The organism is Rhodococcus sp. DN22, assembly GCF_036669995.1.
Lineage (GTDB): Bacteria > Actinomycetota > Actinomycetes > Mycobacteriales > Mycobacteriaceae > Rhodococcus_F > Rhodococcus_F erythropolis.
Genome location: NZ_CP133326.1, coordinates 2,375,165 through 2,389,806, shown reverse-complemented (window position 1 = coordinate 2,389,806; position 14,642 = coordinate 2,375,165). Strand labels below are relative to the sequence as shown.

At 63.6% G+C, this 14,642-nt stretch carries 12 protein-coding genes; 4 read left to right on the top strand and 8 right to left on the bottom strand.

The annotated features are described in order from the left end of the window. Positions 1 to 32: 32 nt before the first annotated feature. The 3 genes from nirB to RA302_RS10925 all read right to left on the bottom strand — a co-directional run bounded on the left by nirB (position 33) and on the right by RA302_RS10925 (position 5,360). On the bottom strand, positions 33 to 2,534 hold the full coding sequence (nirB, locus tag RA302_RS10935) for a nitrite reductase large subunit NirB (protein ID WP_338480615.1): 2,502 nt from the start codon (positions 2,532 to 2,534) through the stop codon (positions 33 to 35). Positions 2,535 to 2,583: 49 nt separating this feature from the next. Beyond that, a complete protein-coding gene (locus RA302_RS10930; protein ID WP_085989607.1) occupies positions 2,584 to 3,984 on the bottom strand; it encodes a nitrate/nitrite transporter in 1,401 nt (466 codons plus the stop codon). Positions 3,985 to 4,097: 113 nt separating this feature from the next. Then, positions 4,098 to 5,360 carry an MFS transporter gene (locus RA302_RS10925; RefSeq protein ID WP_070796175.1) on the bottom strand — a complete coding sequence of 421 codons (1,263 nt, stop codon included), beginning with the start codon at positions 5,358 to 5,360 and terminating at the stop codon, positions 4,098 to 4,100. Positions 5,361 to 5,453: 93 nt separating this feature from the next. Here RA302_RS10925 and RA302_RS10920 point away from each other — a divergent pair, with 93 nt between their 5' ends. After that, positions 5,454 to 6,134 (top strand): FadR/GntR family transcriptional regulator, encoded by a 681-nt coding sequence (locus RA302_RS10920; RefSeq protein ID WP_020907120.1) that lies wholly within the window; start codon positions 5,454 to 5,456, stop codon positions 6,132 to 6,134. Here the strand turns inward: RA302_RS10920 and RA302_RS10915 are convergent. Genes RA302_RS10915 through RA302_RS10905 form a run of 3 tightly spaced genes read right to left on the bottom strand, consistent with a single transcriptional unit; the run spans position 6,131 to position 9,267 of the window. Next, positions 6,131 to 6,985, bottom strand: a complete 855-nt coding sequence (locus RA302_RS10915) for a TIGR02569 family protein (RefSeq protein WP_007731227.1) — start codon at positions 6,983 to 6,985, stop codon at positions 6,131 to 6,133. The two genes, RA302_RS10920 and RA302_RS10915, sit on opposite strands and share 4 nt — an antisense overlap. A gap of 45 nt (positions 6,986 to 7,030) precedes the next feature. After that, positions 7,031 to 8,218 (bottom strand): adenylyltransferase/sulfurtransferase MoeZ, encoded by a 1,188-nt coding sequence (moeZ, locus tag RA302_RS10910; protein WP_019747808.1) that lies wholly within the window; start codon positions 8,216 to 8,218, stop codon positions 7,031 to 7,033. Positions 8,219 to 8,265: 47 nt separating this feature from the next. Continuing rightward, positions 8,266 to 9,267: a DUF3152 domain-containing protein gene (locus RA302_RS10905; protein WP_019747807.1), complete on the bottom strand. Its 1,002-nt coding sequence runs from the start codon at positions 9,265 to 9,267 to the stop codon at positions 8,266 to 8,268. A 374-nt stretch (positions 9,268 to 9,641) separates the two neighbouring features. Here RA302_RS10905 and RA302_RS10900 point away from each other — a divergent pair, with 374 nt between their 5' ends. Further along, positions 9,642 to 10,313 (top strand): TetR/AcrR family transcriptional regulator, encoded by a 672-nt coding sequence (locus RA302_RS10900; RefSeq protein ID WP_003942309.1) that lies wholly within the window; start codon positions 9,642 to 9,644, stop codon positions 10,311 to 10,313. A 69-nt stretch (positions 10,314 to 10,382) separates the two neighbouring features. Here RA302_RS10900 and RA302_RS10895 read toward each other — a convergent pair whose 3' ends face one another. Next, positions 10,383 to 10,613: a DUF3107 domain-containing protein gene (locus RA302_RS10895; protein WP_003942312.1), complete on the bottom strand. Its 231-nt coding sequence runs from the start codon at positions 10,611 to 10,613 to the stop codon at positions 10,383 to 10,385. Positions 10,614 to 10,720: 107 nt separating this feature from the next. Then, the gene (locus RA302_RS10890; protein WP_029255047.1) at positions 10,721 to 11,416 is read right to left on the bottom strand and encodes a ferritin-like fold-containing protein; all 696 of its coding nucleotides are present in this window, start codon (positions 11,414 to 11,416) and stop codon (positions 10,721 to 10,723) included. Positions 11,417 to 11,816: 400 nt separating this feature from the next. Here RA302_RS10890 and RA302_RS10885 point away from each other — a divergent pair, with 400 nt between their 5' ends. Then, entirely contained in the window at positions 11,817 to 13,421 is a 1,605-nt protein-coding gene (locus RA302_RS10885) for a DEAD/DEAH box helicase (RefSeq protein WP_030244557.1), read from the top strand. Positions 13,422 to 13,430: 9 nt separating this feature from the next. After that, positions 13,431 to 14,633, top strand: coding sequence for a PQQ-binding-like beta-propeller repeat protein (locus RA302_RS10880; protein WP_070796174.1), 1,203 nt, complete (start codon positions 13,431 to 13,433; stop codon positions 14,631 to 14,633). The last annotated feature ends 9 nt before the right edge of the window (positions 14,634 to 14,642 follow it).

Here is a 14,642-nt window from a genome sequence, read left to right as displayed (position 1 = left end):
GGACCCCGTGTTTCCCACGGGTTACGCGACTATTACCGGCGCGTAGGGATGCTCGGCATACCCATCAGGACTGGAACCTTGCGCACTCCGGTCTCGTCGAACACAACCGTCGGGTCGGCTTTCTCCGGTGCGTTGACGAACGAGACAAACCTCGACAACTTCTCCGGATCACCCAGCACACCAGCCCATTCGTCCTGGTAGCCCTCGACGTGCTTGGCCATCAGAGCCTCGAGTTCTTCGCCGATTCCCAGGCTGTCTTCACAAATCACAGCCTTGAGGTGATCGAGTCCGCCTTCGAGTGATTCGACCCACGGCGCCGTGCGCTGCAGGCGATCGGCGGTGCGGATGTAGAACATGAGGTAGCGGTCGATGTACTTGACCAAGGTTGCGTCGTCGAGGCCTCCGGCAAGCAGCTGAGCGTGTTTGGGCGACTGTCCGCCGTTGCCACCCACATACAGATTCCAACCGTTCTCCGTCGCGATGACGCCGACGTCCTTGCCACGCGCTTCGGCGCATTCACGAGCACATCCCGAGACGCCGAACTTGATCTTGTGCGGCGAACGCAGGCCGCGGTAGCGGTTCTCGAGGTCGACGGCCATTCCCACCGAGTCCTGAACGCCGTAGCGGCACCAGCTCGAACCGACGCAGCTCTTGACCGTCCGCAGGGACTTGCCGTACGCCTGACCCGATTCCATCCCGGCGTCGACGAGACGCTTCCAGATCGCGGGCAACTGTTCGACACGAGCCCCGAACAAGTCGATGCGCTGACCGCCGGTCACCTTCGTGTACAAGCCGAAGTCACGCGCCACCTCACCGATGACGATGAGCTGCTCACCCGTGACCTCGCCGCCAGGCATACGAGGTACCACGGAGTACGTACCGTTCTTCTGGATGTTCGCGAGGAAGTGATCGTTGGTGTCCTGCAACGACGCCTGCTGGCGGTGCAGGATGTGATCGGAGTCCGTCGATGCCAGAATCGAAGCGACTACGGGCTTGCAGATGTCGCAACCGGCGCCCTTACCGTACTTGGCGATCAGCGCCGAGAAGGTTCTGGTCTGCGTCGACTGCACGATCTGGAACAACTCGGCCCGCGATTGCGCAAAATGTTCGCACAGTGCCTTCGACATCACGACGCCGGAATCGGCCAGCAGCTGCTTCACAGTGGGAAGGCAACCGCCACAGGTGGTTCCGGCGCTGGTGCACGCCTTCACCGAAGCAATGTCGCATGCGCCGGCCGCGATTGCGCCGCAGATGGCTCCCTTGGTCACCGCGTTGCACGAGCACACCTCGGCATCGTCGGGCAGCGAGCCTGCACCCGGCTTCTCCCCCGCAGGCGAGATCAATGTCGCCGGGTCACCGGGTAGTTCGCGACCGACCAGCGGGCGCAGCGACGCGTAGGCCGACGCGTCACCGACAAGAATGCCGCCGAGCAGGATCTTCGCATCATCGGAGACCACGAGCTTCGCGTACGTCCCCTTGGACGCGTCGCTGAGGACAACTTCGAGAGCTCGGGGTGAGGTCGCCATCGCGTCACCGAAACTGGCGACGTCGACGCCCATGAGCTTGAGCTTGGTGGACATGTCGGCGCCCGGGAAATCCGCGGCGCCGCCGAGCAGACGATCGGCCACGATCTCGGCCGTCGTGTAGCCGGGAGCAACCAGACCGTAGCAACGGCCTTCCACCGCAGCACATTCTCCGACGGCATAGATGTTCTCGTCCGAAGTCACGCAGCCGAGGTCGGTCAGGATGCCGCCGCGCTCCCCCACTGCGATGCCGGCGTCGCGGGCCAGCTGATCACGCGGACGAACTCCGGCGGAGAAGACGAGCAGCGACGCGTCGATGGTGGAGCCGTCGGATAGTTCGACCACGATTCCGTTGTCGGCCTGCGAGATTCCCGCCGTCCCGACTCCGGTGTGAACGGTGAGACCGAGTTCGGTGACGAGGCGAGCGAGCAGTGCGCCGCCGCCCTCGTCGACCTGCATCGGCATCAATCGCGCATTGTGTTCGACGACATGTGCCGTCATTCCCATGAGCGAGAGAGCATTTGCGGCCTCGAGTCCGAGAAGACCGCCGCCCACCACGACGCCGACAGCGCCAGGACCCGCCTTCTCGGCGGCGGCCCGGATACCGTCGAGGTCGTCGAGGGTGCGGTAGACAAAACATCCGTCGCCGTCGTGCCCCGGTACGGGAGGCACGAACGGATACGAACCGGTCGCCATCACCAGAGCGTCGTAGGAGATCGTCTCGCCGGTTGTCGTCGTGACCGTGCGTGCATCTTTGTCGATCGAGAGCGCGCCTTCCCCCACTCGGAGGTCGACCAGGCTGTCGCCGACGTAATCGTTGCCGGCCAGTGCCAATTCCTTGGGGTCCCACGCTCCGACGTACGAGGACAGCCCGACTCGGTCGTACGCTGCGTACTGCTCGTCGCAGAGTACGGTCACCGACCAGTTGTTCGCTTCGTCGCGCGAACGCAGTGCCTCGACGAATCGGTGTCCGACCATTCCGTGTCCGATGACAACAACCGACTTGCTCATGACGCCTACTTCCTGAGGTACGAGATAGTTCTGAGATTCTGCGGACCGCTCACGCCGTGACTGCGACCTTCGCCTCGTCGACGTCTGTGGTCAGCGTCGACGGCTTGCGCAGGAAGACGAACCAGGTGACTGCGATGCAGGCGATGTAGAAGGCCAGGAACACCCAGAAGGCCATGGTCGCCGACTTCGCGGGGCTGCTGTACGACGCGCGCAGCACCAGGTTGATGCCTACGCCGCCCAAACCGCCTACCGCACCGGCAAATCCGATGAGAGCACCGGAGATACTGCGCGACCACGTTGCCTTCTCGCTTCGATCCATGTGATCGAAGCTCTGAGCCTTCGCCTCGAAGATCGCCGGGATCATCTTGTAAACGGATCCGTTTCCGATGCCGGAGAGCAGGAACAGGGCGATGAATCCGAGAACGAATGTCACCATGATTCCGGCGCTGGCGACGCCCGCGGTGTTGTCGTCCATCGTTCCGGCCGTCACGAGAATCGATGCAGCGAATGCCATGGCGACAAACGTCCACATGGTGATCTTGCCGCCGCCGATCCGGTCGGCCAGCTTGCCGCCGAGGGGGCGAGCGATCGAACCGAGGAGAGGACCGATGAAGGCGATCTGGGCTGCATGCAGCGCGGCCGCGGCCGGAGTGGCACCGCCGGCGAGGAAGTTGATCTGCAGAACCTGACCGAAGGCGAAGCTGAATCCGATGAAGGAACCGAACGTACCGATGTACAGGAAGCTGATCACCCACGACTCGGAGAACTTGAGTGCCTTGGCCATCGAGCGCAGGTCCGACTTCTGGTTGCCCAGGTTGTCCATGAACAGCGCGGCACCGACGGCAGCAGCGGCAATGAACACGAGATAGACAGCGCACACGATCCACGGAGCACGGTTACCGACGGTGGCGATCACCAGCAGACCGATCAGCTGGATCATCGGCACACCGATGTTGCCGCCGCCGGCATTGAGACCGAGCGCCCACCCCTTGAGGCGTTGCGGGTAGAAGGCATTGATGTTGGTCATCGACGACGCGAAGTTGCCGCCGCCGATACCTGCAGTGGCCGCTACCAACATGAACGTGGTGTACGACGCACCCGGATTCATCATCAGGTAGAGCGTGAGAAGTGTTGGTACGAAGAGGAACAGCGCACTCATGACGGTCCAGTTGCGACCACCGAACCGTGCGGTGGCAACCGTGTATGGAATGCGGAGGACCGACCCGACAAGTGTGGGCACTGCGACGAGGAAGAACTTTCCGGCCGCGTCGATGCCGTAGATATCCGTCGGCATGAACAACACCATCACGGACCAGATCGACCAGATCGAGAAGCCGACGTGTTCGGCTACCACTGACCAGATCAGGTTCCGCTTCGCGATGTCCTTGCCGCCGGATTCCCAGGCGTCGACGTCCTCTGCATCCCAATGCTCGATGTAATGACTCACCAGGGCCTCCTGAATATGTTGGAGACCCAAAGGTAGAAAACGGTTATTGCGCCGGTGCTGCGTGCGATGACCGCGAAGTCAATTGATCCTCACCCGGTAACAAGACCGGGTGTGAGCTAGTTTTTCGCAGGTGCGTGCCAGGAATCCTCGAGCATCCGAGGCTTGCATGCCTGGTAGGCGCCCAGGAGCACCACGATCACAGCGACGACGAGCAGGCCGAACGGCGCAGCGTATCCACCGGACACGTCGTGGAAAACGCCGAACAGGAGCGGACCGAGGCAGGCAACGGAGTAGCCGATGCCCTGGGTGAAGCCGGACAGTGCCGAGGAACCGATGTGCGAACGAGTACGCAGGTTGATCAGCGTGAGCGACATCGGGAACGTGCTCGGACCGAGGCCCAGGACGACAACCCACACGACCGGCGCCGCCATCGGGGCAAAGTACAGCCCGCCCATGCCGACCAGGTAGCAGACGGCACACGCGATCACGACAGGGAAGGGATTGGCCATGCGGGCGCACAGGGTCGGCGCACCGAACGCTGCGACGAGCCCGATCACCGAGAACATTCCGACCATCGTTCCGCCGAAGGCATCACTGGCTCCGGCGTCACGAAGGATCGAGGGAATCCACGTGAACATCGAATACGTGATCAGTGAGGTCATGCCGAACATGCCGGCCATCCCCCAGGCCACGGGAGAACGCCAGACCTGACCGCGTGGCTGTTCTGCCACTGCCGCAACCGAATCCGATGCATTCTCGACGGACCCGGCTGCGTTCGCGCGAGCCTTGCGCGAGCGAGCGAGGGTGATCAACCACGGCACTGCTGCGGCGAAGCCGAAGGCGGACCACCAGCCGATCGAGAACCGCCACCCGAAGGCGTCGGCAACCGGGACTGCGACGAACGCCGGAACGATGGTGCCGATCTGCACGGCCACGATGTAGACCGAACTCATGGTGGCGAGGCGATCCGAGAAGTACCGCTTGACCAACGGCGGGATCACGACATTGCCGATTCCCATGCCTGCCAGTGCCAAAGCCGAGAGGGCCAGCAACGACCATGTCTGAGACATCATGGCGCGCAACAGCATTCCGACGCCGGCCATGAGCATCGCGACGAGGGCCGTTCGCTCGAGCCCGATACGTTTCGCGATGGCGGGAGTGATGAGACCGAAGATGGCGAACATTGCGGTCGGAACCATGCCGAAGACACCGACGATCGAGGCGGAGAAGCCGATCTCGTCGCGAATCTCGGCCGCCAAGGGCGAGAACGAGGTCACCGCAAGTCGAAGTACGAGCGCAGACATCGCAATCGCTGCGAAGACGAGCACACGGCCTTGTATCAACGAGCGGGTTTCGGTTCTCTCCAGTTGAGCAGTCACCGGCAAATCATAGGATGACCGGACGAACTCGCACAAGCGCGGTAATCTTACGTCACATTCACACCACTTACCCGGACCCGAGGAAACAACCACGTGCAACCCGTTCGACGCGCAAGTCTCATCTCGCAGGTCACCGAACAACTCCGCAACGAGATCCGGAGCGGGACCTGGCCGATCGGTTCCAAAATCCCCACCGAACCGGAACTGTCGGAGCTGACCGGGACCGGTCGCAATACCGTGCGCGAGGCGGTCCAGGCGCTTGTTCACGCCGGAATGCTGGAACGTCGTCAGGGATCGGGTACCTACGTCGTTGCTGTCTCCGACCTCGGTGGCACTCTCGGCAACTACTTTGCCGGTGCCCACCAACGGGACGTACTCGAACTTCGGCGCGCACTCGACATCACTGCAGCCACCCTCGCCGCCGCACGGCGAACCGAAGACGACATCGCCGAACTGACGCGACTACTCGAGCTTCGCACCGCGTCATGGGAGGGTCAGGACATCGACGCTGCCACCACCGCTGACGTCGCCCTGCACCGAGCAATCGTCGCGGCCAGCCACAACGAGGTCTACCTGGAGTTCTACGACTCCCTGCTCCCGGTCATCGAGACCACGATCCAACAGCACATCGATGCAACCGGCGAAGGATTCCACTCGCAGCACGCGAACCTCGTCAACGCTGTCGTCGACGGAAACACCGTGGCCGCCTCGAACGCCGCACGCGAGCTGTTCGAGGGCCTGGTCTCGGACTTCGGTACCGGCGCCCCGATCTAGAGCAGCAAGCGCACGATGTCGGAAGTACGGGCCAACCCCGGGAACGCGTCCGCCGTCGAGCGGGGATGCAGAACATGAACTGCCAAGCGGAACATCACCGCACGTAGAAGCATCTGCGGCCACTCGGGAAGGTCTTCCCACCGGCCGACCAGTGCCTCGTCGGCACCGCCCCACGAGATCGCGTCGACCACAGCGACGGCAGCGGCCCACGCAGCCGGTCGCCAATACGGCGTGATGTCGGTGATTCCGGGGGCCATACTGCCCGAGAACAGCACCGTCCCGAACAGATCGCCGTGCACGAGCTGGTCCGGGCTCTGCACCGGCTTCCGCAAAGTAGCGAGCCCGGCAATCAGTTCCAGACTTTTGCGACCGTCAGGAGTGGGCGTCTCGAGTTGCTCGACGCCCTTCGCGATCCTCAGCGGAACCGTTTCCCATGCCGCGCGATCAGCGGCGACGAATACGTCGACCTCGGCCCACGGCGGCACCGGCGGTTGTGCAAGGAAGCGCGGGCGCTCGAGCGAGGCCGTCGCCGCATGCAGTCGGCAGGACATCGAGACCACTTCGTCGTGACGTGGTTCCGGCGATCCGACGATGAATGTGTCAGCGCGCCAGCCCGAGACGACGTAACGACCGTCGGTCGAACGCACCGGTCGAGCCAGCCGAACGCCGTCGACTTCGAGGTTCTCTCGCACCTTCGCCGACCACGCTGCGCGGGCATGATCCGCGACTGCTGAAAGGACGACGTCTCCACACAGCCACCCGCCGTCCCAATCCGCACCGAGTGGGATGGGATCGACTTCACGGAGGCCGAAGGTGGAGCACACGTGCTGGGGAGGTTGGCCTGTGCTCACACCCCAACGCTACCGGTGCGCGGCGCCGCCTCCCGCGAGGCGCGCCTAGTAGACCGGCAGACTCGCATCCACCTGGTTCGCCCAGGCGATCGCGCCACCTTGAACATGAACTGCGTCGGAGAAACCGGCGTTCTTGAGAAAGGCCAGTGCCTCGGCCGAACGAATGCCGGTTTTGCAGTACAGAACTATCTGCTTGTTCTGCGGCAACGTCGCCAGAGCTTCACCGGAAAGGATGCGGTCCTTCGGGATCAGCACCGCCCCCGGCAGATGCATGATGTCCCATTCAACCGGTTCTCGTACGTCTACCAGCTCGATCGATCGTCCCTCGCCGATCATGGCCTCCAACTCCGGCGCCGTGATCGTCGAGCCGACAGCAGCAGCGCTCGCCTCTTCGGACACGACACCGCAGAACGCGTCGTAGTCGATCAAGGCGGTGACCGGCACGCGGGTCGGATCACGCTGAAGGCGGATCGTCCGGAACGTCATCGCAAGAGCGTCGTAGATCATCAGGCGCCCGAGAAGCGGTTCGCCGATCCCCGTGATGAGCTTGACCGCCTCGGTCGCCATGATCGAACCGACGGTCGCAGGCAGGACTCCGAGAACACCGCCCTCGGCGCACGAGGGGACCATGCCGGGCGGCGGCGCCTCCGGGTAAAGATCGCGATAATTCAGTCCCGCGCCGTCCGGGGCGTCTTCCCAGAAGACCGAGACCTGCCCTTCGAAGCGGTAGATCGAGCCCCACACGTACGGCTTTCCGGCGATGACGGCGGCATCGTTGACGAGGTACCGCGTCGCGAAGTTGTCCGTACCGTCCAGGATCAGGTCGTACTCCGAGAACAGTTCGACCGCGTTGGAGTTGTCCAGGCGGAATTCGTGCAACCGGACGTCGACGTGCTCGTTTATCTCGAGAATCGACTCCTTCGCGCTGACCGCCTTCGGGCGTCCGACGTCGGAGCGTCCGTGAATCACCTGACGCTGCAGGTTCGACATGTCGACCTCGTCGAACTCGACGATCCCGATGGTGCCCACTCCTGCGGCCGCGAGATAGAGCAGTGCAGGCGAACCCAATCCACCGGCGCCGATGAACAGGACTCGCGCATTCTTGAGCCGCTTCTGGCCGGTCATGCCCACGTTCGGGATGATCAGGTGCCGGCTGTATCTGGCAACTTCCTCCCGGCTCAACTCGGCTGCCGGCTCCACCAGTGGTGGCAATACGACGGGTGTTGCAGACACCGCGAAACACTCCTAGTTCAAGACGAGATCAGGGATTCTCGATCCGGTCACGCTCGGGGGTACGGCCACGGATTGAAGCGGCACGTGAGTCCGTTCATCGGAACGACGCCCTCGGGATCAAGCCTAGCGATGTCGTTGTTCGCGGTTCCGAAGGTCTGCTGCATCATGATCGGTGCGAGTCCACCTTCGGTCTCGCAAGGCTGATGGGCGGCGTATCCGATGGCATGGCCGACCTCGTGATTGATCTGATACTGCCGATACGAGCCGATGTCACCCTGGAACGAAATGGCGCCTCGCACCCAGCGCGGTTCGTTGAGCAGGACTCGGTCCATGCTCGGGTTGTAGCAGGATCCTTCGAGTTCGATCTCGTATCCGCAGCCTTCACGGATAGTCATCTGCGAGGTCAAGGAGATCCGGAAGTCCGGCTCGCCTGCGTCGACGCGCCGGAACGCGACCTTGGGGTCATTGGTCCAACTCTTCGGGTTGGCCAGTGTCTGATCGACCATGCGTCCGTACGATTCGTCACCGCCGAAACCGGTCGTGTCGACGCCGTCCTCGATCTCGACCGTGTACGTGAACTCGCGTTCGGTTCCCTGTCCGACCTTGCCCGTCGTACCCGGTACGACGTGCCACGTTCCGCCGCCCGCGACGGTGAACGGACCACCGTCGGGGAGAGCGCCGGACGGTATCGACGACGCAAAGGTTCCGTCTCCGGCCGGCGGCGCACCGATGACGTCGGTTCCGTCGGTGCTGTGGGCGAGGTCGGCAGTGGCCGACGTCTTGCTCGCGGTGTCCGTGGCGTCCGGACGTACTGCGTCGACGATCACAAGGATGGTGAGCACCACGAGAACCGGAATCGCGTAGGCCCGCCAACCGTAGGTCGAGACGAAGCGCCCGAGCTTGCTCTGCTTTCGCGCTGCCCGGTCGGGCCGCGGATTACGCGGGGTTCGGCCCACTTCTCGTTTGGTCGGATCCCACTGGGCACGCAAGGGCTGATGGGAGGAAATGCCGCGATAGTCGCGTTCGCCGTAGGCACGATCATCCGGCACCTCTGGCCGACGTTCGTCGCGGGGCGCTCCAGTTCCGCTACGCATTCGACGTTCCTCACGTTCAGGGTTCTGCGTAGTTCGTCCACGCATGCGCGGTCCCCCTGGGTCAGTCACGTCGTCCAGAATCTCACACACGGCAAGTCGCTCGCCCGGGCTGACCGAAACATGCTGGTCCTGGCGTGTCATGGCAACCCGTCATGTAACGAGAAAGACCGCTGGTCTCGCTCACCGAGGCACGCGCGACTCGCCCGGGCGACACACGGTATCGTTCATTCGGCTACGACCGGTGTGACGGAGGATACTGGCGGGTACGCACACGCGACTCGCGGATCCGCGCGCCGACCGAATTTACTTTTGCTCAGATTGGAAGCGACATGACAGAACTCGCGGATCGGACAGACTCCGATCGCGGTACAACGGCTGGCAAGCCTGCCGGAACACGTCGCAGCACCCGACTCCCCCGCGATGCGCGCCGCCTCCAGCTCCTCGCAGCTGCAAGTGAGGTATTCGTCGCGAACGGGTACCACTCGGCCGGCATGGACGAGATCGCCGAGTGTGCCGGTGTCAGCAAGCCAGTCCTGTACCAACACTTTCCAGGCAAGCTCGAATTGTATGTCGCAGTCCTGCAGAGTTATGTCGACAGCCTCATCTCGGGCGTACGCCAAGCCCTGCGATCGACGACGGACAACAAACAGCGTGTCCGCGCCGCAGTCCAGGCGTTCTTCGACTTCGTCGACAACGACTCGCAGGGCTTCCGCCTGGTGTTCGAGTCCGACATCATGGGCGAACCTCAGGTCCAGACACGCGTGGAACAAGCCACCGAAGCCTGCGTCGACGCCGTGTTCGACCTGGTCAGTCAGGATTCCGGACTCGATCCGTATCGCGCGCGCATTCTTGCGGTCGGTCTAGTCGGTGCCAGCCAGTTCACGGCGCGGTACTGGCTCGAAGCCGCGCGGCCGATCCCCAAGGAAGAGGCCGTGGAAATCACCGTGACACTGGCGTGGGGCGGTCTCTCACACGTGCCGCTGCAGGCCGAAACCAAGTAACCGGAACCCGAACGAGAATGGGCGGGCAGTCTCACGACTGCCCGCCCATTCTGCTTTTACGGCTACGCGTCAGACGGTAGGCGCGAATCCGACCTTGCGGATATCGGACGGACCGATCTCCACGTACGCCACACGAGAAGCCTGCACCAGGAACTTGCGGCCCTTGTCGTCGACGAGAGCCAGAACCGGCTCGCGGCCACCGAGGACAGCCGCGACCAGTGTCTCGACCTCGTCAGGGGTCTGTTCGCTGTTGACGATGAGCTCACGCGGGCTGTCGATTACACCGATCTTGACCTCCACGGTCAACCTCCGAACTGTTCGTGAATTACATCCGTTGTCGACGCAAGGCTAATGCAGCAGCGACCGCCCACGCTCCTCTGCACGCTGTGCCCAGAGCGAACAGGCACCTAGACGAGTCCGAGAATCGCCATCCGCTCGGCGTGCTTTGCCTGCATACCGTCGAACAACGCGACAACTCCGTTGAGGTCACCCGAGGCCGAGATCACCAGATCCGTGAGGTCCTCACGCTGCGCCAGCACGAACTGCGCCTGCGTGATTGCTTCACCCAGAAGACGGCGTCCCCACAACATCAGCCGGTCCTTGGCGCGGGTGCTGGCCTCCACTGCTGCCTTCACCTCGAGCACCACGAACTCCGAGTGGCCCGTCTGGGACAGCACGTCCTCGACGATCTCGGCGACATCCGCCGGGAGGGAGTGCCCGATCTCGCGGTAGAAATCGGCAGCGATTCCGTCGCCGACGTACGCCTTCACGAGCGATTCCAGCCACGTCGACGGTGTCGTCGACGCGTGATAATTGTCGAGAGCACGAACGAACGGGTCCATGACGGCAAAGATCTCGTGGCCACGTTCCGTCAGCGCCGTTTCCAGAGTCTCGAAGTGGTCCATCTCGGCGGCGGCCATGCTGGCGAACGCCACCTTGCCTCGCAGGTCCGGTGCCATTTGTGCGTCCTCCGCCAACCGGTAGAACGCCGAAATCTCGCCGTAGGCGAGAACGGCAAACAAATCGATCACGCCGGGGTGATCGGAAGCGACTCGGCCTCCGGTTCCAGCGTCCGTCGAAGCATCAAGATCGTGTGCGCCCATGACTACGAACTGTAGTGCTTCGACGGCCGACGCGACCGCCAAGGACCGCATGTCCGATTCGGTGATCTTCGACATGTCATCGCGAGGGGCGGACAACGTGCAGCTACAATGGTCTTGGGAGTTCGCCAGTTCCCCCGGCTCTTATGGTTAGCCGGGACGGCTGCTTTAGGTCAGCCGACACGACTGTGCTCACGCGGACCCCACCGATAATGTGCGCGCACCTGCATCGACGGTTGTTGCCCGCTTCGCCGAGATCTCCGGACGGTTCGAATTCGTCCGAGTGGAATTCAGTGCTGAGGCGTAGGCATGACCGAAGAAAAAGAGGGCATCGACATCGGCCGATTTACGGCCTGGCCCCTTACCTTGTGCGTGCGTACCGCCACGAGGAAAGGCTAGTCCCCTGAGCAAGATCACTGTCGACCACGAAGACGAAGCAACCGAGAACACCGTTTCCGTCCAGCTCGACGACACCCATGTACCCCCGAGCTTCGCCGAACTCGGTGTACGCGACGAAATCGTCCGCGCACTGAACGAGATCGGCATCGAGCGCACCTTCGCCATCCAGGAACTCACCCTTCCGTTGGCTCTCGCCGGTGACGACCTCATCGGTCAGGCCCGCACCGGAATGGGCAAGACCTTCGGTTTCGGCGTCCCGCTCCTGCATCGCATCGTCACCGCCGAGAACGGCACGGCTGTCCTCGACGGCACGCCTCGCGCTCTGATCATCGTTCCCACCCGCGAACTGTGCATCCAGGTCGCTCGCGACCTCGAGAACGCCAGCAAGTACCTCCGAGTCGGCGACCGAGGTCTCCAGGTTCTGCCCATCTACGGCGGTCGGCCGTACGAGGCGCAGATCTCGGCACTGCAGAAGGGCGTCGACGTTGTCGTCGGCACCCCGGGTCGCCTGCTCGACCTGGCCAACCAGTCGCACCTGATCCTGGGCAAAGTGGGCGTTCTCGTCCTCGACGAGGCCGACGAAATGCTCGACCTCGGATTCCTCCCCGACATCGAACGCCTCATGGGCATGGTCCCCGACAAGCGTCAGACGATGCTCTTCTCCGCCACGATGCCCGGCCCGATCATCACCCTGGCTCGCACCTTCCTGACGCAGCCGACGCACATTCGCGCCGAGGAAGCCGAATCCTCCGCAGTGCACGACCGCACGAGCCAGCACATCTACCGTGCGCACGCTCTCGACAAGGCCGAGATGGTCGCCCGTGTTCTGCAGGCCGAAGGCCGCGGCGCGACGATGATCTTCACCCGCACCAAGCGCACAGCCCAGAAAGTCGCCGACGATCTCGCCGAGCGCGGTTTCTCCGTCGGTGCCGTCCACGGTGACCTCGGACAGATTGCCCGCGAGAAGGCCCTGAAGGGCTTCCGCAACGGCAAGGTCGACGTGCTGGTCGCCACCGACGTCGCCGCACGCGGCATCGACATCGACGATGTCACCCACGTCATCAACTACCAGTGCCCCGAGGACGAGAAGACCTACGTCCACCGCATCGGTCGCACCGGCCGCGCCGGACGCACCGGTATCGCCGTCACGCTGGTCGACTGGGACGACATTCCTCGCTGGCAGCTCATCGACAAGGCACTGAGCCTCGGAATCCCCGATCCGGTCGAGACGTACTCGAGCTCGCCGCACCTCTACGAAGAGCTGTCGATTCCGGCTGACGCCAAGGGCACTGTTCGCAGGGCCAAGGCCGCCCCTGAGAAGGCTGCAACCGACAAGGCAGCAACGGACAAAGCAGACGCGCCGAAGACGGCCGACGCCGACGGCAACGAAGAGAAGGCCGCGCCTCGTCGCAACCGGACTCGCCGCCGTACCCGCGCCGGTGCTTCGACCGACGCCGCGACGTCCACCACCGCCGGCGCCACCACAGCTCCCCCTTCGGCACCGGCTGCAACCGCTACCGAGAACTCGGACGAAGACGGAGCGGCCAAGCCGCGTCGCCGTCGGCGTCGTCGCCCCGCGGCTTCCGCGACGGCAGGCGCCGCAGAGTAAGCTGCCGATGTGCTGGCTCCCGAAAGGCGTACTCGCTCAGATGTGATCGGTGCGCTGGCAATCGCGCTGGCCGTAATCGTGGCGGTGACCGTGGTGTGGTTGCGCAGTGATGCGCGCGGAACCACCTCGGTCACCGCCGAATCTCCACTCCCACCTCTGTCGACGTCGGTGTTGTTACCCGACATCCTGAAGCAGACGTGGGAATCTCCCAGTGCCGACTCGACGGCACCCATCACCGTCGGAAATGCCGTCGTCACCGCCGACGGTTCCGACGTGATCGGCCGCGACCCGGCAACAGGCGAAGAAGTGTGGCGATACGCGCGCAACATTCCCCTGTGCGGTGCGATCGGTTCGTGGGATCGCGTCGTCAGCGTCTATCAGGACAATCGCGGTTGCTCTCAGGTCACGTCACTGGTCGCCGACACCGGCGCCCGAAAGGACCAGCGCAACAGCGACGCCGATTCCGCGGTCACCTTGTCGGCGGACGGCACCTATCTGATCTCACGCGGCAGTGAGCGAATGGAACTGTGGCGCTCGGACCTCGTCCGAACTCTCGAGTACGGCCGGGTCGACGCGAAGGTCAATCCCAACAAGCAACCCCGCACCGGATGCACGCTGCTCGACGCTGCGTCGAGCGCCAACCGAGTCTCGGTACTCGAGCGTTGCCCGGGTGAAGCCTCCAACAGGTTGACGGTGATGAACCCCGCACCGAAGGACGCCCAGGAACCCGAAGAATACGGATCCTCGATTCTCCTCGGCTCCGAAGGCGCCCGCCTTCTTGCCGTGGCCGGCGAGAAGACGGCGGTCTACCTCCCTGCCGCCAACGGAACCGCTTCTCGCATCACCATTTTCGACGGAACCGGCAATCCGATCGTCGACTATCCGATCGAGGGAGCGGTGACCGAAGGGGCCCGCACCCACGCCGACAAGGCTTCGATCACGTGGTGGACCGGCTCTCAGACGGTCAACCTCCGCCTGAGCGACCTGGCTCCGACGTGGATCGTCAACGGAACGTCAGGGCCCGGAAGCATGGTCGCCGGTCAGATGCTCATCCCCGTTCCGGGCGGCATTGCAGCCGTCAGCCCGTCGGACGGAGCGGTGCAGCGCATGATCGCAGTCGACCGCGGTGAGACGACGACGCCGATCGTGCTCGCCAGTGCGGGCGAGACGATTCTGGAACAGCGCGGCGATACCTTGTTCGCGCTGCGCTAGAAGCTCTCG